The 20,560-nt window shown below is 56.3% G+C and carries 19 protein-coding genes and 1 riboswitch; of the genes, 9 read left to right on the forward strand and 10 right to left on the reverse strand.

Going from position 1 to position 20,560, the window contains the following annotated elements; translation table 11 throughout:
* The first annotated feature begins 12 nt into the window (after positions 1 to 12).
* Positions 13 to 777 (forward strand): DedA family protein, encoded by a 765-nt coding sequence (locus tag ACI2JR_RS04095; RefSeq protein WP_462477992.1) that lies wholly within the window; start codon positions 13 to 15, stop codon positions 775 to 777.
* Here the strand turns inward: ACI2JR_RS04095 and thiQ are convergent.
* From thiQ to sgrR, 4 genes are all read right to left on the reverse strand, one after another.
* Positions 764 to 1,465: a thiamine ABC transporter ATP-binding protein ThiQ gene (thiQ, locus tag ACI2JR_RS04100; RefSeq protein WP_462477939.1), complete on the reverse strand. Its 702-nt coding sequence runs from the start codon at positions 1,463 to 1,465 to the stop codon at positions 764 to 766. The two genes, ACI2JR_RS04095 and thiQ, sit on opposite strands and share 14 nt — an antisense overlap.
* Entirely contained in the window at positions 1,449 to 3,059 is a 1,611-nt protein-coding gene (thiP, locus tag ACI2JR_RS04105) for a thiamine/thiamine pyrophosphate ABC transporter permease ThiP (protein WP_462477940.1), read from the reverse strand. Before thiP ends, thiQ begins: the two co-directional genes overlap by 17 nt.
* Complete coding sequence (gene thiB, locus ACI2JR_RS04110; protein ID WP_165905723.1) at positions 3,035 to 4,018, reverse strand: thiamine ABC transporter substrate binding subunit; 984 nt, start codon at positions 4,016 to 4,018, stop codon at positions 3,035 to 3,037. The genes thiP and thiB overlap by 25 nt, the downstream gene beginning before the upstream one ends.
* A 32-nt stretch (positions 4,019 to 4,050) precedes the next feature.
* Positions 4,051 to 4,173: riboswitch (TPP riboswitch) on the reverse strand.
* 149 nt (positions 4,174 to 4,322) lie between these two features.
* On the reverse strand, positions 4,323 to 5,978 hold the full coding sequence (gene sgrR, locus ACI2JR_RS04115; protein WP_132729926.1) for an HTH-type transcriptional regulator SgrR: 1,656 nt from the start codon (positions 5,976 to 5,978) through the stop codon (positions 4,323 to 4,325).
* An 87-nt stretch (positions 5,979 to 6,065) separates the two neighbouring features.
* Here sgrR and sgrT point away from each other — a divergent pair, with 87 nt between their 5' ends.
* Positions 6,066 to 6,218: a glucose uptake inhibitor SgrT gene (sgrT, locus tag ACI2JR_RS04120; RefSeq protein WP_132729925.1), complete on the forward strand. Its 153-nt coding sequence runs from the start codon at positions 6,066 to 6,068 to the stop codon at positions 6,216 to 6,218.
* 188 nt (positions 6,219 to 6,406) lie between these two features.
* The gene (locus ACI2JR_RS04125) at positions 6,407 to 7,591 is read left to right on the forward strand and encodes a sugar efflux transporter (protein ID WP_462477941.1); all 1,185 of its coding nucleotides are present in this window, start codon (positions 6,407 to 6,409) and stop codon (positions 7,589 to 7,591) included.
* A gap of 40 nt (positions 7,592 to 7,631) precedes the next feature.
* Here the strand turns inward: ACI2JR_RS04125 and aroD are convergent, their stop codons facing one another.
* The 6 genes from aroD to leuL form a co-directional block, all read right to left on the reverse strand.
* Entirely contained in the window at positions 7,632 to 8,387 is a 756-nt protein-coding gene (aroD, locus tag ACI2JR_RS04130) for a type I 3-dehydroquinate dehydratase (RefSeq protein WP_132729923.1), read from the reverse strand.
* A gap of 111 nt (positions 8,388 to 8,498) precedes the next feature.
* Entirely contained in the window at positions 8,499 to 9,104 is a 606-nt protein-coding gene (gene leuD / locus ACI2JR_RS04135; protein ID WP_132729922.1) for a 3-isopropylmalate dehydratase small subunit, read from the reverse strand.
* Between the two features lie 10 nt (positions 9,105 to 9,114).
* Positions 9,115 to 10,515: a 3-isopropylmalate dehydratase large subunit gene (leuC, locus tag ACI2JR_RS04140; RefSeq protein ID WP_132729921.1), complete on the reverse strand. Its 1,401-nt coding sequence runs from the start codon at positions 10,513 to 10,515 to the stop codon at positions 9,115 to 9,117.
* A gap of 2 nt (positions 10,516 to 10,517) precedes the next feature.
* Positions 10,518 to 11,609, reverse strand: coding sequence for a 3-isopropylmalate dehydrogenase (gene leuB / locus ACI2JR_RS04145; protein WP_132729920.1), 1,092 nt, complete (start codon positions 11,607 to 11,609; stop codon positions 10,518 to 10,520).
* Positions 11,609 to 13,180: a 2-isopropylmalate synthase gene (gene leuA, locus ACI2JR_RS04150; protein ID WP_462477942.1), complete on the reverse strand. Its 1,572-nt coding sequence runs from the start codon at positions 13,178 to 13,180 to the stop codon at positions 11,609 to 11,611. Before leuA ends, leuB begins: the two co-directional genes overlap by 1 nt.
* A gap of 96 nt (positions 13,181 to 13,276) precedes the next feature.
* A complete protein-coding gene (leuL, locus tag ACI2JR_RS04155; RefSeq protein WP_132730087.1) occupies positions 13,277 to 13,363 on the reverse strand; it encodes a leu operon leader peptide in 87 nt (28 codons plus the stop codon).
* Between the two features lie 606 nt (positions 13,364 to 13,969).
* Between leuL and leuO the strand changes: the two genes are divergently transcribed.
* From leuO to rsmH, 6 genes are all read left to right on the forward strand, one after another.
* Complete coding sequence (leuO, locus tag ACI2JR_RS04160; protein WP_132729918.1) at positions 13,970 to 14,941, forward strand: transcriptional regulator LeuO; 972 nt, start codon at positions 13,970 to 13,972, stop codon at positions 14,939 to 14,941.
* A gap of 393 nt (positions 14,942 to 15,334) precedes the next feature.
* The gene (gene ilvI, locus ACI2JR_RS04165; RefSeq protein ID WP_462477943.1) at positions 15,335 to 17,059 is read left to right on the forward strand and encodes an acetolactate synthase 3 large subunit; all 1,725 of its coding nucleotides are present in this window, start codon (positions 15,335 to 15,337) and stop codon (positions 17,057 to 17,059) included.
* Between the two features lie 2 nt (positions 17,060 to 17,061).
* Positions 17,062 to 17,553, forward strand: a complete 492-nt coding sequence (ilvN, locus tag ACI2JR_RS04170) for an acetolactate synthase small subunit (RefSeq protein ID WP_132730086.1) — start codon at positions 17,062 to 17,064, stop codon at positions 17,551 to 17,553.
* A 180-nt stretch (positions 17,554 to 17,733) separates the two neighbouring features.
* Positions 17,734 to 18,738 carry a catabolite repressor/activator gene (gene cra / locus ACI2JR_RS04175; RefSeq protein ID WP_462477944.1) on the forward strand — a complete coding sequence of 335 codons (1,005 nt, stop codon included), beginning with the start codon at positions 17,734 to 17,736 and terminating at the stop codon, positions 18,736 to 18,738.
* Between the two features lie 646 nt (positions 18,739 to 19,384).
* The gene (mraZ, locus tag ACI2JR_RS04180; protein WP_132729915.1) at positions 19,385 to 19,843 is read left to right on the forward strand and encodes a division/cell wall cluster transcriptional repressor MraZ; all 459 of its coding nucleotides are present in this window, start codon (positions 19,385 to 19,387) and stop codon (positions 19,841 to 19,843) included.
* Position 19,844: 1 nt separating this feature from the next.
* Positions 19,845 to 20,560: 16S rRNA (cytosine(1402)-N(4))-methyltransferase RsmH (gene rsmH / locus ACI2JR_RS04185; RefSeq protein ID WP_462477945.1), on the forward strand; the 716-nt coding region annotated here is incomplete at its 3' end.

Genomic DNA, 20,560 nt, shown 5'->3' on the forward strand with positions numbered 1-20,560 from the left:
ACCGGGCACATTATGCAAGCATTGCTGGAACATTTTATCACCCAGTCCACGGTTTATTCGCTGATCGCCGTGATGCTGGTCGCTTTCCTTGAGTCGTTGGCGCTGGTGGGGCTGATATTGCCGGGGACGGTGATGATGGCGGGGCTGGGCGCACTGATCGGCAGCGGAGAGGTTAACTTCTGGCAGGCGTGGCTGGCGGGAATTGTCGGCTGTTTATTCGGTGACTGGATCTCATTCTGGCTCGGCTGGCGGTTTAAAAAGCCGCTGCACCGCTGGTCTTTCATGAAGAAAAATAAAGCGCTGCTGGATAAAACGGAGCATGCGCTGCATCAACATAGCATGATCACCATTCTGATCGGGCGTTTCGTCGGCCCGACGCGGCCGCTGGTGCCGATGGTCGCCGGCATGCTCGATCTCCCGGTCGCGAAATTCATTCTGCCTAACGTTATCGGCTGCCTGCTGTGGCCGCCGCTGTATTTTATGCCGGGGATTCTGGCCGGCGCGGCGATCGATATTCCTGCCGATGAAAACAGCGCCAGCTTTAAGTGGCTGCTGCTGCTGGCCGCGCTGCTGGTGTGGCTGGCGGGCTGGCTGTGCTGGCGCCTGTGGCGCAGTGCGAAAACGCAGGATCGGCTGACGCGGATCCTGCCGCGCGCGCGCCTGCTGTGGCTGGCTCCTGGTATGGTGGTATTGGCTGGCGTCGCGTTAACCGTGGCGCTGCGTCATCCGCTGATGCCGGTGTATCTCGATATTCTGCACAAGGTTATCGCGCGCTAATGCCCAGCAGGTGAGAGGCGCTGCTGTTACCGCTTAATAGCGCGTCGGTCGCGCCGTCCCAGGCTATCCGCCCGTCGGCCACCACCAGCGAGCGTGGGGCGATGCGGGCGGCATCTTCCACGCTATGCGACACCATCAGCAGGGTTAAATGCTGGCGCTGGCACACTTCGGCAACCAGCGTCAGCATCTCCTGACGCAGCGCCGGATCGAGCGCCGAGAAGGGTTCATCCAGCAGCAGGACCGGCTGTTCCCGCACCAGACAGCGCGCCAGCGCCGCGCGCTGCCGCTGGCCGCCGGAGAGTTCGCCCGGCAGTCTGTCGAGTAAATCCCCAATCCCCATTTGCCCGGTAATCGTCTGCAGGCTGGCGTGTTGCGTCGCGTTCAGCCTGAGGCCCGGATGCATGCCGAGGCCGATATTCTGGCGGATGGTGAGGTGGTTAAAGAGGTTGTTTTCCTGAAACAGCATCGACACCGGACGACGGGCCGGCGGGGTATCGGTATGCGGCTGGCCGTCAATCACAATGCTGCCGCTGACCGGCGGTAAAAAGCCAGCGATCAGATTCAGCAGCGTGCTCTTCCCCGCGCCGCTGGGGCCGAGGACGGCGAGGCGTTCACCCTGCGCGACGGAAAGCGTGAAACGCATCGGCAGATGCTGGTAAAGCCAGGTCACATCATTCAGTTTTAACATCACGCCCCGGGAGTTTCTCAATCACCGTAAAGAGTAAAAAGCACAGCAAGAGCAGCAGCAGGGCGGTCACGGCGCCGTCCTGGCTGCGATAGGCGCCAATTTGCTGATACAGATAGAACGGCAGCGTGCGGAACGCTTCATTGCCAAACAGCGCAACGGCGCCAAAATCCCCGATCGACAGCACGCAGGCAAAGGCCAGCGCCTGGGCCAGCGGCCGCTTTAACGCGCGTAGCTCAACGACCCTCAGGCGGGTAACACCGTTCATGCCGAGAGAGTGGCACAGCATGCCGTAGCGGGAGGCGATATCGCGCATGGGGTTTTCCAGCACCTTCAGCGCGTAGGGGATAGCCATCAGGGCGTTGGTGAAGATGACAATTCCGTCGGCGGATTCCGGCAGCCCGACGCTGTTATTGAGCAGTAAGAAGAAGCCGGTCGCCAGCACGATACCCGGCATCGCGAGGATCAGCATTCCGCTGAGCTCCAGCGCCTGGCCGGCCAGCGGCCGGCTGCGGAGACGCAGTTCGCGACTGCTCCATAGCAGCATCATGGTCAGGATGACGCTCAGCAGACCGGCGGCTAGCGCGATGCGCAGAGAGGTCCAGAACGCCTGCCACAGCGCGGGCTGGGCCAGCACGTTGAACAGATTGTTATTCAGACCGTCAACCACCACCGCCAGCAGCGGCGGCAGTAGCAACAGCAGGGCGATAACGATCAGCGCCACGTCGGCAAGACGGCTGTGCAGGCGGTCATCAGGATCGCGCCAGCCGTGAACCTGCGTCACCCCGATGGCAACCGCTTTGCTCAGCCGTTGGGCGAGCAGGACCAGCCCGAGGCAGCAGATCATCTGGATCAGCGCTAGCATCGCCGCGCGGGCCGGGTCATAATCAAAATTCAGCGCCTGATAGATCGCCAGTTCAATAGTGGTAGCCCGCGGGCCGCCGCCGAGCGACAGCACGGTGGCAAAGCTGGCGAAACAGAGCATAAAAATCAGCGCCGCCACGGGGGGAATCTGCCGTCGTAGCCACGGCCATTCCACCAGGCGAAAAAAGTGATAGCCGCGCATGCCCAGCTGGGCGGCTATCTGCCGCTGTTCACCGGGAATATTCTCCAGCGCCTGCAGCAGCAGGCGGGTTGCCATCGGCATGTTGAAGAAAACGTGGGCCAGCAAAATGCCCTGTAGGCCATAGGGGGAGAAATCCCACTGCCAGCCGACGGCGTGAAACAGCGTCGCCAGCCAGCCCTGATGGCCATAGACGCTAAGAATACCAAACACGGCCACCAGCACCGGGAGGATCAGCGTCATCGCGCACAGGCGCAGCAGCAGGGTGCGTCCCGGAAAGCGGCGGCGGTACAGCGCGCGGGCGAGAAAGATAGCCGGTACGACGGAGAGAAGCGCCGAGAGAAACGCCTGCCAGAAGGAGAAACGCACCACGTGCCACAGATAGCTATCGCGGAACACCGAATGCCATGCCGCCTCCGGCGCGCTGCTCCAGAGCGCCAGAAACGCGGCCAGCGCGACGGCGACCAGCACCGTGGCGGCCGTCAGGCCCGGTACCAGCCAGCCGATGCTTAGCGGCTGACGGCGCGTTGCCATGCGCTGATCCAGGTCTGACGTTCTGCGGCGACCTGCTGCGGGGTAAACTCGAGGGTGGTTTGCGGTTTCACCAGCGTGTCAAAACCCGCCGGCAGCGCAACCTGGGTCACCGGATACATCCAGTTGCCGGTCGGGATCGCGTTCTGGAAACCTGGGGAAACCATAAACCGGAGGAATTTTTCCGCCAGCTCAGGCTGTTTGCTGGCGGCGGTGCGCGCCGCGACTTCAACCTGCAGATAGTGGCCTTCGGCAAAATCGGCGGCCGCGTAGTGGTCTTTCTTCTCTTCAATCAGATGGTAGGCCGGCGAGGTGGTATAGCTGAGGACCAGATCGCTTTCCCCTTTCAGGAACAGACCGTAGGCCTCACTCCAGCCTTTCGTGACGGTGACGGTTTTCGCCGCCAGTTTCTGCCAGGCCTCCGGCGCCTTATCGCCATATACTTTCTGCATCCACAGCAGCAGCCCCAGCCCCGGCGTACTGGTGCGCGGATCTTCGTAGATCACGCGCCATTTTTGTTCGCTTTCGACCAGCTCTTTCAGGCTTTTCGGCGGATTTTTTAGCTTGTTTTTATCGTAGACGAAGGCGAAGTAGCCGTAGTCGTACGGCACAAAGGTATCGTTATTCCAGCCGCCCGGCACCGTGACCGCGGTGGTCGGGATATGACTTTTGGCGAACAATTTGCTCTGCGCCGCCGCTTCCAGCAGATTGTTATCCAGCCCGAGCACCACATCGGCTTTGCTATTTTTGCCTTCCATCCGCAGACGGTTAAGCAACGACACGCCGTCTTCCAGCGCCACGAACTTCAGTTCGCAGCCGCAGTCGGCTTCAAAGGCTTTTTTGACCACCGGACCCGGGCCCCATTCGGCTGAGAAAGAGTCATAGGTGTAGACGGTAAGCACCGGTTTGGCAAAAACGGGGGCGGCGACCAGCGCCAGCAGCGGAAGTAATTTTTTCAACACTTTGCACCTCATAAAAAAGGGGGGGCAAAGGATTTTGAGTGGGCCTCAAATCCCTTCGCCGGCGTTATCCGGATCAGGTTCGACGGGTATTTTCTCAGCCTGTACGCTTCATCAGATGAGTCTGCGCACGTTTATCAGCACCCCGTTGAGAACGGCGTTAGTGTAATGATTTTGTGAGTGGACGGAAAGCGCTTAAACGCCCGGCTCATCAGGACTATTTGATGGTTATGTTGCGCCGGGGCCGCGCGCAAAACCCTCACGCGCCCGCCGCTGGCAGCAACAATGGCGCCTGCGGAGAAAAACGCTACGGCTCCGGCGGCGCAAACCATGCGGATTTGAAATCAAACCAGCCGAGGGTATTCATTCTCACGCCGCGCATACTGCGCTGCCCCTGGATCATCAGCCAGTGGTGGATCAGCGGGACGATGGTTTGACTGGCCAGCAGCTGCTGGCTCCAGGTGGCCGGGTTTAACTCGCCCGCATGCCAGCGGCTGGCGTCCTTCTCCCAGTCGATGGGGATACAATGCCGGATCAGCGGGACTTCATACAGCCAGGCGAAAAGAGAAAAATCAATCGGCAGGGTAAAGTTGGCGCTGTTCAACCAGACGTCGCTGACGACATCGCCGCGGTGCCACTCTTCATACTCCAGCTCCTGAATCACCAGCTTCACCTCGTGCTCCGCCAGCAGCGTCGCCATGATCCCGCCCATGACGCGGTGCTCGACGTGGTCCTGGTAATAGGTCAGGGTGACGGATTCCAGACCCGGCGGTTTTTCACAGACGTGGCTGCGGGCGTGGTGCCAGCGGGGCAGCAGGCCATAGGCCGGAAACCAGTTGCCCTGGTAGTGTTCGCCCGCGTGGTAAAGCAGGTTCGCAGGCTGGAACAGATAGCTCAGCCACTGGCGCACCGCGGCGTTGCCGCCAAGCGGGCTGCGCGCATCAAACAGCAGGTAATAGCACCCTTCCTCAAGACGGCTCTCTATCGCTTTCTCACTGTGCGTTGTCCCCTGCAGGGTTAAGCCGCCGTTGGGTTCGTCGCTAATCTCCGGGAGCACCCAGACGTTAACCTCATCGATTAACGCCCGGTAGCCGAAATAGTCGTCGAAGGCGTGGATCTTCAGCTGATTTTGATTGTTGCGCACCACCGCATAAGGGCCGGTGCCTACCGGCATGCTGGCGAAGTTTGCCATCGACTGCCATTCACGCGGCAGCACCACCGCCGAAACCTGCCCCAACAGCCACGGTAGCCAGCGATCGGGTTGGGTAAGATGAATATCCAGCGTCCAGGCCGTGGGCGAGACAATACGCGCGATGTGTGAGTAGAGCGGCAGGGTATTGCTGCGTTGCAAAGAGGCGATGACATCCTCCATCTCCAGCTCTCTGCCGTGGTGAAAATGAATGCCGGGGCGCAGAAAAAAGCGCCAGTGGGTCGGTGAAAGCTGCTGCCAGTGGTGGGCAATATCGGCTTCCAGTTCCCCGTTTTCCTCATTTACCCGCGTCAGGGCGCTGAAGATCTGCCTGGCGATATGGTTTTCCGAGCGGCGCAGCGCGCTGCCGGGCAACAGATTTTTCATTGGCCGGTAGTAGAGCACGCGCAGAATATGCCGCCCCTGACGGAAGCTGCGGCCAAGGTGCGAGACCAGCATCTGACGTACCGCGGCTTTATCGCCGACCAGCTGCACCAGCTGATCGATACGATCCTGCTCAAGCAGATCCTCCGCCCTCTGCTGCTGCAACGCCAGCCCGGTATAAAGGAAAGCCAGCTTTGAACGCTTGCCGCGTCCGGCTTCCGCCTTCCAGGTTAACCAACCGCGTTCTTCCATCATATTCAGCAGCGTGCGCATATGTCGGCGCGAGCAGCACAGCATCTCCGCCAGCTCGTTGAGGGTCGTCTCCTGCGATTGACCGTCGCAGCATTGCCATAAGCGGATGAACTGTTGTTGCAGACGAGCGGAAGACATAAAAGGGGAACTCCTGATGAAAACTCAGCAATTTATTAATCCCTATATTAGGCCAATAATAGATTCCGATGAAGCGAGGAGGTGAATATGATGAGGTCAACCGCGAAACAGTTCTACCAACGCTACTTTTCTGCGACGCAGGACGCGTCATGGCTGGCCCGCCTGATGGCAGGGAGACAGCAGGAAATACTCGGCGAACTGATGCAGTGGGGAGTTACGTCACCGACCTCTGATCATTGACTTGCCTACATCATGTGTGACTGAGTATTGGTGTGTACTTATCGTCTTTCAAACCCAGGCCAGTTGGCTGAGCCAGAACGTTCCGGTCGCCTGCCTGTCACTTGAAATAGATAGAGTATAAAATCACCCGCCAGCAGATTGCTTCTGCTGGCTTTTTTCGTTTTCTTCGCGTGCTTTAAGGACATGACATGCTGTGGTTAATGACGATGGGACGCCGGCTTAACGGCGTCTACGCGGCTTTTATGCTGGTTGCTTTTATGATGGGCATAGCGGGCGCGCTGCAGGCACCTACCCTCAGCTTATTCCTCAGCCGCGAGGTCGGCGCACAGCCTTTCTGGGTGGGGTTGTTTTATACCGTTAACGCGATCGCCGGGATCCTCGTGAGTCTGGCGCTGGCGAAACGGTCCGATAGTCAGGGCGATCGCCGTCGGCTGATCATGTTCTGCTGCCTGATGGCGGTAGGCAATGCGCTGCTGTTTGCCTTTAATCGTCACTACTTAACCTTGATCACCTGCGGCGTGATGCTGGCGTCGATAGCCAATGCCGCGATGCCGCAGCTGTTCGCCCTGGCGCGGGAATATGCCGATAGTTCGGCGCGGGAAGTGGTGATGTTCAGCTCGATCATGCGTGCTCAGCTGTCGCTGGCGTGGGTGATCGGTCCGCCGCTGGCCTTTATGCTGGCGCTGAATTATGGCTTTACCACTATGTTCACGATTGCCGCCGGGATTTTCGTCATTAGCCTGGTGCTGATCGCGTTCAAGCTACCGTCGGTTGCCCGGGTGGAACAACCTTCAGAAACGGCGGGGGCGCTAGCCCAGGCCGGCGGCTGGCAGGATAAAAACGTCCGCATGCTGTTTATCGCCTCGACGCTGATGTGGACCTACAACACCATGTATATCATCGACATGCCGTTGTGGATCAGCAGCGATCTTGGCCTGCCGGACAGCCTTGCCGGGATCTTAATGGGCACCGCGGCCGGTCTGGAAATTCCGGCGATGATCCTGGCGGGTTATTACGTGAAGCGCTGGGGCAAGCGTAAAATGATGGTCGCGGCGGTCGCGGCCGGGGTGCTGTTTTATCTCGGCCTGATAGTGTTTCACGACCGTACCGCGCTGCTGGCGCTGCAGCTGTTCAATGCGATTTTCATCGGCATTGTCGCCGGGATCGGCATGCTGTGGTTCCAGGATCTGATGCCTGGCCGGGCTGGCGCGGCGACCACGCTGTTTACCAACAGTATTTCCACCGGCGTGATTCTGGCCGGGGTGCTGCAGGGCGCGCTGTCGCAAAGCTACGGTCACGCCAGCGTCTACTGGGTGATTGCGGCGATTTCGCTGGTGACCCTGTTCCTGACCAGTAAAGTTAAGGATATTTAGCTTGTTGTCCCGCACCACGAAGTGCCGTGCGGGATGCGATTCAGGAAAGGATATCCATCATTTCGCGCAGCTGGCGTACGGCAATTTGCCCGGGTGCCGATGCCTGCCCCACGCTGCCGAAGGTCATGGCTGAACCAAATATGCGGCCGGTAACCCGGCTGACGCCGCCCAGTTTTCCCATTGACATGGTGATTAACGGGCGCGTGGCGTAGCGCTCTTTCATCACCAGCGTGGCTGAGAGTAAGGTCAACACATCCTGCGGCGACTGAGGCATTACCGCTATTTTGGGTAAGTCGGCGCCCAGATCCTGCATGCGACGCAGCCGGGAAACGATCTCATCCTGCGCCGGCGTCTGGTGGAAGTCATGATTGCTCATAATCACTTTCACTCCGGCAAAGTGAGCCGTGTTGACCAGCGTCCGGATCGACCTTTCATCATTGAACAGTTCAATATCAATCACGTCGACCAGCCCGCTGGCGACCGCCTGACGGTTAAGCGCAAAGTATGCTTCGTCAGTGAGTTCAGTTTCTCCACCCTCTTTTTGGCTGCGAAAGGTGAACAGCAGCGGAGTGCCGACAAGCAGCGGGTGTATCTCCGCCAGCGCCTGCAGGACCTGCTGCGGCTCATGGACCGCGGTAAAGTGGTCGACACGCCATTCGATAATATCGGCGCCGACTGCAGCCAATGTAGCGGCATGGGTTTTCAGTTCATCAAGCGTTTTACCGATCAGCGGTACGCAAATCAGCGTTGTCCCTTCCTGGAAGGTGATGTTTTTAACCGTTACAGCGTTTGTCATGGCGGTGCTCGCGCGAGTGGAGGGGAACGACTTCCGGCTGTCGCCGCAGCATCAGAAGGCATAAAAAAATGCCCGGTCACATGGGACCGGGCAGGGGAGACAGCGGCGATATTAGTTCATAAAGGCCGGCAGCTTGTTCTCGTAGGCCGAAATCGCCTCTTCGTGCTGCAGGGTCAGGCCGATGCTATCGAGGCCATTGAGCATGCAGTGGCGGCGGAAGGCGTCAATGTTAAAGCGATAGGTTTTGTCGCCCGCTTTCACCACTTCCGCTTCCAGATCCACCTCGAACCTGATGCCCGGATTGGCCTGAACCAGCTTAAACATCTCATCGACCTGCTCATCGCTCAGGGTCACCGGCAGCAGCTGGTTGTTAAAGCTGTTACCGTAGAAGATATCGGCAAAGCTGGGGGCGATGACCACTTTAAAGCCATAATCGGTCAATGCCCACGGCGCATGTTCCCGCGAGGAGCCGCAGCCGAAGTTTTCGCGCGCCAGCAGGATCGAGGCGCCTTTAAACTCCGGGAAGTTGAGGACGAATTCCGGGTTGGGCTGCTGCCCCTGGTCGTCGAGAAAACGCCAGTCATTGAACAGATGCGCGCCAAAACCGGTGCGCGTGACTTTCTGCAGGAACTGCTTGGGAATGATCGCATCGGTGTCGACGTTTGCGGCATCCAGCGGAACCACCAGACCCGTATGTTGGGTAAATTTCTCTGCCATGATGGTCTCCTTATTTGATGTCGCGGATGTCGGCAAAATGGCCGGTAACGGCTGCCGCTGCGGCCATTGCCGGGCTGACTAAGTGGGTACGTCCGCCGCGGCCCTGACGGCCTTCAAAGTTACGGTTGCTGGTGGATGCGCAGCGCTCGCCCGGGTTCAGGCGGTCATTATTCATCGCCAGACACATGGAGCAACCCGGCAGGCGCCATTCAAAACCGGCTTCGATAAAGATCTTATCCAGGCCTTCGGCTTCCGCCTGGGCTTTCACCGGCCCTGAGCCAGGTACCACTAACGCCTGTACGCCAGGCGCCACTTTACGCCCTTTGGCGATTTCCGCTGCCGCGCGTAAATCTTCAATACGCGAGTTGGTGCAGGAGCCGATAAAGACTTTATCGATAGCCACGTCGGTTAACGGGATCCCCGGTTTCAGGCCCATATAGGCCAACGCTTTTTCCGCGCTGGCGCGTTCAACCGGATCGGCGAAAGAGGCCGGGTCGGGAATCATTTCGGTGACGGAGATAACCTGCCCTGGATTGGTGCCCCAGGTAACCTGCGGGGCAATCTCTTCTGCCTGCAGGGTGACCACGGTGTCAAAAGTGGCATCGGCGTCGGTTTTCAGGGTTTTCCAGTATGCAACGGCCTCGTCGAAGTTCTGGCCCTTCGGTGCGTGCAGACGCCCCTTCACATAGTTGAAGGTGGTTTCATCCGGTGCGACCAGGCCCGCTTTGGCGCCCATCTCAATCGCCATATTACACAGGGTCATACGGCCTTCCATGCTCAGATCGCGGATGGCTTCGCCGCAGAATTCCACCACGTGGCCGGTACCGCCGGCGCTGCCGGTTTTGCCGATAATCGCCAGAACGATATCTTTCGCGGTGATACCCGGCGCCGCTTTACCTTTTACTTCAATCTTCATGGTTTTGGCGCGACCCTGCTTCAGGGTCTGGGTCGCCAGAACGTGTTCTACTTCGGAGGTCCCGATACCGAAGGCCAGCGCGCCAAATGCGCCATGAGTGGCGGTATGGGAATCGCCGCAGACGATGGTCATCCCCGGCAGGGTGACGCCCTGTTCCGGCCCCATCACGTGGACGATACCCTGGTACGGGTGGTTCAGGTCATACAGCTCCACGCCGAACTCTTTACAGTTCTTAATCAACTCCTGCATCTGGATACGCGCCATCTCGCCAGACGCGTTGATGTCTTTCGTCTGGGTGGAAACGTTATGATCCATGGTGGCGAAGGTTTTACCCGGCTGGCGAACCTGACGGTTGTGTGCGCGCAGGCCGTCAAATGCCTGCGGCGAGGTCACCTCGTGTACCAGATGACGGTCGATGTACAGCAAAGGGGTTTCATTTTGCGCTGCATAAACGACGTGAGCATCAAACAATTTTTCGTATAACGTCTTCGCCATGATTACACCCCTTCAGCGATATAGCGGGCAATGATATCGCCCATTTCATCGGTACTGACCGCCGCCGCGCCGCGAGCTAAATCGCCGGTACGTACGCCTTCTTCTAATGCACGGTTGATGGCGTTTTCAATCGCCGTTGCCGCCGTATCGGCATCCAGGCTATAGCGCAACAGCAGCGCCAGAGAGAGGATTTGCGCGATCGGGTTGGCGATATTTTTGCCTGCGATGTCCGGGGCGGAGCCGCCGGCGGGTTCATACAGACCAAAGCCTTGTTCATTGAGGCTGGCTGACGGCAGCATCCCCATGGAACCGGTGATCATAGCGCACTCGTCAGACAGGATGTCGCCGAACAGGTTGGAGCACAGCAGCACATCGAACTGGGACGGATCTTTAATCAGCTGCATGGTGGCGTTGTCGATGTACATATGCGCCAGCTCAACGTCCGGATACTCTTTGGCGATTTCGCTGACGATTTCGCGCCACAGGATAGAAGATTGCAGAACGTTGGCTTTATCGATAGACGTGACTTTACGGCGACGCTTGCGGGCCGATTCAAAGGCGATGCGAGCGATGCGTTCGATTTCGAAGCGGTGATAAACCTCGGTATCAAACGCTTTCTCATGCTGGCCGCTGCCTTCACGGCCCTTTGGCTGGCCGAAATAGATGCCGCCGGTCAGTTCACGGACGCACAGAATGTCGAAGCCGTTCGCGGCGATATCCGCGCGCAGCGGGCAAAACTCTTCCAGCCCCTGGTACAGCTTCGCCGGACGCAGGTTGCTGAATAATTTGAAGTGTTTACGCAGCGGCAGCAAGGCGCCGCGCTCCGGCTGCCCGGCAGGGGGCAGGTGTTCCCATTTCGGGCCGCCGACGGAGCCGAACAGAATCGCGTCGGCCTGCTCGCAGCCGTCCACGGTCGCCTGCGGCAGCGGGGTGCCCTGGCGGTCGATGGCGATACCGCCAACATCATACTGGCTGGTGGTAATGCGCATATTAAAACGGTTACGGACAGCTTCCAGTACTTTCATCGCCTGGTTCATGACTTCCGGGCCAATGCCATCACCTGGCAAAACAGCAATATGGTAATTCTTCGACATTACACGGTTTCCTTCTTGTTCTCGTTATTTTGAGCTTTGCGTTGCAACTCTTTTTCCACTTCGGCGGCACGCCAGATGTTGTTGAGGACGTGAACCATCGCCTTCGCGGAGGACTCGACGATATCCGTCGCCAGCCCGACGCCGTGGAAGCGACGACCGTTGTAGTTCACCACGATGTCCACCTGACCCAGCGCATCTTTACCATGACCCTTGGCGCTCAGGCCATATTTCACCAGTTCGATATCATATTCGGTGACGCGGTTGATGGCCTGGTACACCGCATCGACCGGGCCGTTGCCGTTGGCGGCTTCGGATTTCACCTCATCACCGCAGGCCAGTTTGACGGAGGCGGTGGCGATAGCGTTAGAGCCGGACTGGACGCTAAAGTAATCCAGACGGAAATGTTCCGGTTCTTCCTGCTGTTTATTGATGAAAGCCAGCGCTTCGAGGTCGTAGTCGAAGACCTGGCCTTTTTTGTCCGCCAGCTTCAGGAACGCGTCATACAGGTGATCCATGTTGTAATCGCTTTCCTTGTAGCCCATCTCTTCCATGCGGTGTTTCACTGCCGCACGGCCGGAGCGGGAGGTCAGGTTCAGCTGTACCTGATTCAGACCGATGGATTCCGGGGTCATGATTTCGTAGTTTTCGCGATTCTTCAGCACGCCGTCCTGATGGATACCGGAGGAGTGGGCGAAGGCGCCGGTGCCGACGATGGCTTTGTTAGCCGGGATCGGCATGTTGCAAATCTGGCTGACCGTCTGGCTGGTACGCCAGATTTCATTGTGATTAATGGCGGTGTGGACATTCATAATGTCTTTGCGCACTTTGATCGCCATAATCACTTCTTCCAGCGAACAGTTGCCTGCGCGCTCACCGATGCCGTTCATAGCGCCTTCGACCTGACGCGCGCCAGCGTGTACCGCGCCGATGGCGTTGCCGACGGCCAAACCTAAGTCGTCATGGGTATGAACGGAGATGATGGCTTTGTCGATATTAGGGACGCGATCGTACAGGCCGGTAATGATGTTGGAGAATTCGAACGGCATGGTGTAGCCGACGGTGTCCGGGATATTAATGGTGGTGGCGCCGGCGTTGATGGCGGCTTCTACCACGCGCGCCAGGTCGGCAATCGGCGTGCGGCCGGCGTCTTCGCAGGAGAACTCGACGTCGTCGGTATAGTTGCGTGCGCGTTTAATCATGTAGATCGACCGCTCAATCACCTCATCCAGGGTGCTACGCAGCTTGGTGGCGATGTGCATCGGCGACGTGGCGATAAAGGTGTGAATACGGAACGCTTCGGCGACTTTTAATGATTCGGCCGCGACATCAATGTCTTTCTCGACGCAGCGGGCCAGACCGCAGACGCGGCTGTTTTTGATGGTGCGCGCGATAGTTTGTACAGATTCAAAGTCGCCCGGAGAAGAAACAGGAAAACCGACTTCCATCACGTCAACGCCCATACGCTCAAGGGCCAGGGCAATCTGCAGTTTCTCTTTGACGCTCAGGCTGGCCTGTAACGCTTGTTCCCCGTCACGTAAGGTCGTATCGAAAATAATGACTTGCTGGCTCATGGTTTAGATCCTTAATCGGTGTCCTGGGCGCCTTGCTGACGAGCATAAAAAAACCCGCGCAACGGCGCGGGTTTTATAGTCTTGCTGGAAGATGACTTAACGCTGAACGTCGCCCAACAGCCTACCGCGCATAATGGATGCGTTTAGTAGTAGTAGGCTGGTGAAACGAGTGCTGCGAATCATTGCGTCAAACTCCAGATGAAATCGATATGCTTTTAGAGTTACTGGATACGCGTTTTGATGTCAACCCCTGGGCAAGAAAAAACGCTTTTTACTTCAGAATGGAATTAGCGCATTGTGCTGAGGAACGGCCTTATTCGCCGAGGATAATTTTTTAAATCGCCTCATTTTGGGGCGGCAGTTAAACCTGCTGGCGTCATGGCTTTTCCGACAACGCAAAGTGCTGCCGGACATTGCCGGGAATTATCTGAATAAATGTCATGAATTTATCAGTCTTATGAATGTATTGATTTAAGTTTCGTGGAATTATCAATGATAATGAGCGGTAAATTCTGGAAAGTGCTAATGCAACGCCTTGAATAAGGCTTAAATTAAAGTGGGGGTAGGTAATAGCGTTTTTTTTCTGCCAATTACGCGTTCCTTTAACGTTATCAACTCATCAATGGACGTGAAGGTCTTTAGGATTTTTTCTAATAAATTAACGAGCGCGGCGTGACTTATAATTTTGATATATTCCTAAAATGCGTTTTTGCCCTTTTGCAAATGAAATATGTGTGGTAAATGATATTTCCTGTACTGATTGCCGCACTTTTAGAAAGGGAATTTAGCGTGATGGTGGAGTTAGATATGATAATTGAAACCTCTGAGCCTGAATCCACCCTCGAAGAAAGGGGAATGACGAAACCTCAGCTTCGAACGGTCGATCTTAATCTGCTTACCGTTTTTGATGCGGTGATGCAGGAACAAAATATTACTCGCGCGGCTCATTCCCTTGGTATGTCTCAGCCAGCGGTGAGCAATGCCGTATCACGACTGAAGGTGATGTTTAACGATGAACTGTTCGTTCGCTATGGCCGGGGGATTCAGCCGACGGCCCGCGCCTTCCAGCTGTTCGGCGCGGTGCGTCAGGCGCTGCAGCTGGTGCAGAATGAACTACCCGGCTCCGGCTTTGAGCCCATAAGCAGCGAACGGGTTTTCAATCTGTGCGTGTGCAGCCCCCTGGATCACTCTCTGACATCGGTTATTTTCAACCGGGTTAATGACATTGCGCCGAATATACAGTTAATTTTTAAAACATCGCTGAATCAAAACACCGAGCATCAACTACGTTACCAGGAAATTGAATTTGTTATTGGTTATGAAGAGTTCCGGCGGCCTGAGTTTGCCTGTATTCCGTTATTTAAAGATGAAATGGTATTAGTCACCAGTGGCAAACACCCGCGTATTTCCGGGGCTGCGGTGGAGGCAGATATTTATCGGGAGGAACATGCGGTTGTAGCCCTCGATCGCTATGCCTCATTTAGTCTACCCTGGTATCACTCCGTCGACCGGCAGGCGCGAATCGCCTATCAGGGTAATGCTATGATTAGCGTATTAAATGTTGTTTCGCAAACGGATATGGTGGCAATTGCCCCGCGCTGGCTGGCAAGCGAATTTGCAGAGAAGCTTGGGCTGCAATTACTACCTTTGCCGCTGAAGGAGAATAACCGCACCTGTTATCTTTCCTGGCATGAGGCCGCCGGTCGCGATAAAGGTCATCAGTGGATGGAAGAATTACTGGTGAGTATCTGCCAGCGCTAAGCGTTCTTTCACACAAACGGGAGCAAAGGTTCCCGCTTTGTGTGATTAACACCGCAGAATACAGAATTTTATTCTGTTTACTGTCTGGCGCTGCGCTGAACGGCAAATGAAAAATGGATGATTTTCTGTCGCCAGACCATTTGTCCGAGTAATTCATCCAACCGTTTCTCATTTATGAAGCTTTTAACCACGTTTCATATCAAATTCTTATCTTTTATTCTTTTGCTAGCCCGCGTGCCGGTGAGGAGGCGAATTGCCTGCCCGTTGGCGAGCAGTTATGGTAGGCATACGCAGTCCATTCACCTCAATACCAGGAGTCGATTCCTGGCATTGTGCGAACGCGCGGAAATTGAATTCTGCTGTCGTTAAAAACAATAAGCCTGGAGGCAAACCATGGAGATGTTGTCAGGAGCCGAGATGGTCGTCCAATCGCTTGTCGATCAGGGCGTCAAGCAAGTGTTCGGTTATCCCGGGGGCGCGGTCCTCGATATCTATGATGCGTTGCATACCCTTGGCGGTATCGATCATATTCTGGTGCGCCATGAGCAGGCGGCGGTGCACATGGCGGACGGTCTTGCTCGCGCGACCGGCGAAGTTGGTGTTGTCCTGGTGACCTCAGGTCCGGGCGCGACCAATGCCATCACCGGGATCGCAACGGCCTACATGGATTCTGTTCCGCTGGTGATCCTCTCCGGACAGGTGGCGACTTCCCTGATTGGTTACGATGCTTTCCAGGAGTGTGATATGGTCGGCATCTCCCGGCCGGTGGTGAAACACAGCTTCCTTGTGAAACAAACGGAAGATATCCCGGGCGTTCTGAAGAAAGCGTTCTGGCTGGCGGCCAGCGGGCGTCCAGGCCCGGTAGTGGTTGATTTACCCAAAGATATTCTCAATCCGGCTAACAAGCTGCCCTACGTCTGGCCAGATACCGTCAGCATGCGTTCCTATAATCCGACGACCAGCGGTCATAAAGGGCAAATCAAACGTGCTCTGCAAACGCTGGTGGCGGCGAAACATCCGGTCGTGTACGTCGGCGGCGGGGCGATTAACGCCCGGTGCGAAGAACAGCTGCGTACCCTGGTGGAAAAACTGAACCTGCCGGTTGCCTCATCGCTGATGGGGCTGGGGGCTTTCCCGGCCACGCATCCGCAGGCGCTCGGTATGCTGGGGATGCACGGCACTTACGAAGCCAATATGACCATGCACCACTCCGACGTCATTTTTGCCGTCGGCGTGCGTTTTGACGATCGCACCACCAACAATCTGGCGAAATACTGCCCGAATGCCACGGTGCTGCATATTGATATCGATCCGACCTCTATTTCGAAAACGGTGCCGGCGGATGTGCCGATCGTCGGCGATGCCCGTCAGGTGCTGGATCAAATGCTCGAACTGCTGGAGCAGGAAGAGGCGCAGCAGCCGCACGATGAGCTCCGCGACTGGTGGCAGCGGATCGAGCAGTGGCGCGCGCGCCACTGCCTGCAATACGATATGCAAAGCGGCAAGATCAAACCGCAGGCGGTGATTGAGACGATCTGGCGTCTGACCAACGGCGATGCCTACGTCACCTCCGATGTCGGCCAGCATCAGATGTTTGCCGCGCTGTATTATCCTTTCGATAAACCAAGACGTTGGATTAACTCCGGCGGTCTGGGCACCATGGGGTTTGGTCTGCCTGCCGCCCTCGGCGTGAAGATGGCGCTGCCTGAGGAAACCGTCGTTTGTGTGACCGGCGATGGCAGCATCCAGATGAATATTCAGGAGCTTTCCACCGCGCTGCAGTATGAGCTGCCGGTACTGGTGCTGAACCTCAACAACCGCTATCTCGGGATGGTGAAGCAGTGGCAGGATATGATCTATTCCGGCCGCCATTCACAGTCCTATATGGAGTCGTTGCCGGATTTTGTCCGGGTGGCGGAAGCCTATGGCCACGTGGGGATTCGCATCAGCGAACCGCAGGAGCTGGAGTCGAAGCTGGCCGAAGCGCTGGAGCAGGTGCGTAATCATCGTCTGGTCTTTGTCGATGTGACGGTAGACGGCAGCGAGCATGTGTACCCCATGCAGATCCGCGGCGGCGGCATGGATGAGATGTGGTTGAGCAAAACGGAGAGAACCTGATTATGCGCCGGATATTATCTGTCTTACTGGAAAACGAATCGGGCGCCTTATCGCGCGTCATCGGTCTCTTTGCGCAGCGTGGGTATAACATTGAAAGCCTGACGGTGGCGCCGACCGACGATCCAACGCTCTCGCGCATGACCATTCAGACCGTCGGCGATGAGAAAGCGATCGAACAGATTGAAAAACAGCTGCACAAGCTGGTGGACGTACTGCGGGTCAGCGAGCTCGGACAGAGCTCGCACGTGGAACGTGAAATTATGTTAGTTAAAGTTCAGGCGAGCGGCTTTGGTCGCGAAGAGGTGAAACGCAATACGGAGATTTTCCGTGGGCAGATCATCGATGTCACCCCGTCTATCTACACCGTTCAGCTGGCGGGTACCAGCGATAAGCTGGACGCCTTCCTCGCTTCGCTGCGCGACGTCGCGCGAATTGTCGAAGTGGCGCGCTCCGGCGTGGTGGGACTGTCGCGCGGCGATAAAATCATGCGCTGAGTCCCTGAAAGTGACGTAAAAATAGCCCGACACAATCTGTCGGGTTATTTTTTTGCGAAATCGGTGGGAACTGTAGACAAAAGCGGTTGCTGCGCTAACTATTCTGCGTTTAGATGTTATGTAAATGAATCCATAGCTGAAGAAAGGTTATGTTCTGTACTTATTACCCAAGGGGCAATTGTGAAACTGGATGAAATCGCCCGGCTGGCCGGTGTCTCGCGAACCACCGCTAGCTATGTGATTAATGGTAAAGCGAAGCAGTACCGCGTTAGCGACAAAACGGTTGAAAAAGTGATGGCTGTCGTTCGTGAGCACAACTATCACCCAAATGCGGTCGCTGCTGGCTTGCGTGCAGGACGTACGCGTTCTATTGGCCTGGTCATTCCCGATCTGGAAAATACCAGCTATACCCGTATTGCTAACTACCTGGAACGCCAGGCGCGCCAGCGCGGCTATCAGCTGCTGATCGCCTGTTCGGAAGATCAGCCTGATAACGAGATGCGCTGTATTGAGCATCTCCTGCAGCGTCAGGTCGATGCCATTATCGTCTCAACGTCATTACCACCTGAGCATCCGTTCTATCAGCGCTGGGCCAACGATCCTTTTCCGATTGTCGCCCTTGACCGTGCGCTCGATCGCGAGCATTTCACCAGCGTAGTCGGTGCCGATCAGGATGATGCGGAAATGCTGGCTGCTGAGCTGCGCAAATTCCCCGGCGAAAGCGTGCTCTATCTGGGCGCGTTGCCGGAGCTGTCGGTGAGCTTCCTGCGTGAACAGGGGTTCCGTAGCGCGTGGAGTGACGATCCGCGTGAGGTGCAGTATCTGTATGCCAACAGCTTTGAACGCGAAGCGGCGGCGCAGTTGTTTGAGAAGTGGCTGGAAACACATCCGATGCCGCAGGCGCTGTTCACCACCTCATTCCCGCTGTTGCAGGGGGTCATGGATGTGACGCTGCGTCGGGAAGGGAAACTGCCGTCCGAACTGGCGATTGCGACCTTCGGCGACAACGAACTGCTGGATTTCCTGCCGTGCCCGGTACTGGCCGTGGCCCAGCGCCATCGCGACGTTGCTGAACGCGTGCTGGAGATTGTGCTGGCCAGCCTTGACGAACCGCGTAAGCCAAAGCCGGGTTTAAGCCGTATCCGGCGTAATCTGTATCGCCGCGGTAGTCTGAACCGTCGCTGATCGCCAGGATTATTCGTATCGGGACGCCCGGATAATTTGTATCTGGCTCGCCAGACGAAGAATCGTCTGGCGATAATCCGTACAAATTATCATGAAAATGCCAAATTGAATCGCTTTCAGACAAATCCCTAAACTTCTTTACGCATTATTTTGTTTTATTCCGCAGGGCGTGTTCTGTAGTCTCCCCCGGCTATAAAAGAAGATAAATTGGCTTTTATTTGTATTATTTTGTTACATTCATTAAGTTAATCGCTGAATTAACAATCATTTTACGGCTAATCCGCCGCTCATCTCCCCGTACCCCGCAGCAAGAGTGCCTCTCCGACGACAAGAGACACTGTTAACGGACATCATAATCGCCTAAAATGCCGCTCGCGTCGCAAACTGACACTTTATATTTTCCCACCGAAGATATTTTGTTGCTTTTAACTGTTACGAATTTGTTGGTTGTTTTCTTACACGTATTCATAGCGTTAATTTGCCTCGTTTGGTGATGATTATTTCATCAGGCCTAATATCGGCTGCAAATAATGGGTTTTTGAGCTTCGTTGGTATTCGTGCTGGCTTGACAAGCTTTTCCTCCGCTCCGTAAACTCCTTCTGGTGGGAATTTGTGGGTTAAAGTGGCGAAAAGGGGTGAGGCTGGCATGTTCCGTGGGGCAACGTTAGTCAATCTCGACAGCAAAGGCCGTCTGGCCGTGCCGACGCGATACCGCGACGGGCTGATCGAAGACGCTTCCGGTCAACTGGTTTGTACCATTGACATTCATCACCCGTGCCTGCTGCTTTACCCCTTGCCTGAATGGGAAATCATCGAGCAAAAATTGTCGCGTTTATCGAGCATGAATCCCGTTGAGCGGCGTGTACAGCGTCTGCTTTTGGGTCATGCCAGCGAATGTCAGATGGATAATGCCGGGCGTCTGTTGATTGCGCCGGTGTTACGGCAACATGCCGGGCTGACAAAAGAAGTGATGCTGGTCGGGCAGTTCAATAAGTTTGAGCTGTGGGATGAAACGACCTGGTATCAACGGGTCAAGGAAGATATCGACGCTGAGCAGTCCGCTACCGACGAGCTATCGGAGCGTCTGCAGGATTTGTCTCTATAACATGATGGAAAATTTTAAACACACTACGGTACTTCTGGATGAAGCCGTCAAGGGCCTGAATATCCGTCCGGATGGTATCTACATTGATGGGACCTTTGGTCGCGGCGGACACTCGCGTCTGATCCTCTCCCAGCTGGGAGCGGAAGGCCGCCTGCTGGCTATCGATCGCGATCCGCAGGCTATCGCCGTGGCGAAGACCATTGATGATCCACGCTTTTCCATCATACATGGACCTTTCTCTGCGCTTGCAGATTATGTTAGTGAGCGCCAACTGACGGGCAAGATCGACGGGATTCTTCTCGATCTTGGCGTCTCTTCACCGCAGCTTGATGACGCTGAACGCGGCTTCTCGTTTATGCGCGATGGCCCGCTGGATATGCGGATGGATCCTACCCGCGGTCAGTCTGCCGCCGAGTGGCTCCAGACTGCCGAGGAGGCCGATATCGCCTGGGTGATTAAAACCTTTGGCGAAGAGCGTTTCGGTAAGCGTATCGCGCGCGCCATCGTTGAGCGCAACCGTATTGCACCCATGACCCGCACGAAAGAGCTGGCGGAAGTGGTGACGGCGGCGACCCCGGTGAAGGACAAGTTCAAACATCCCGCGACCCGTACCTTCCAGGCGGTGCGCATTTGGGTGAACAGTGAACTGGAGGAGATAGAGCAGGCGCTAAAAAGCTCGCTCAGCGTGAACAACTGGTTCTGGAACGTGACGCGCTG

Source organism: Klebsiella sp. NPDC088457 (assembly GCF_044900465.1).
Taxonomy (GTDB): domain Bacteria; phylum Pseudomonadota; class Gammaproteobacteria; order Enterobacterales; family Enterobacteriaceae; genus Klebsiella.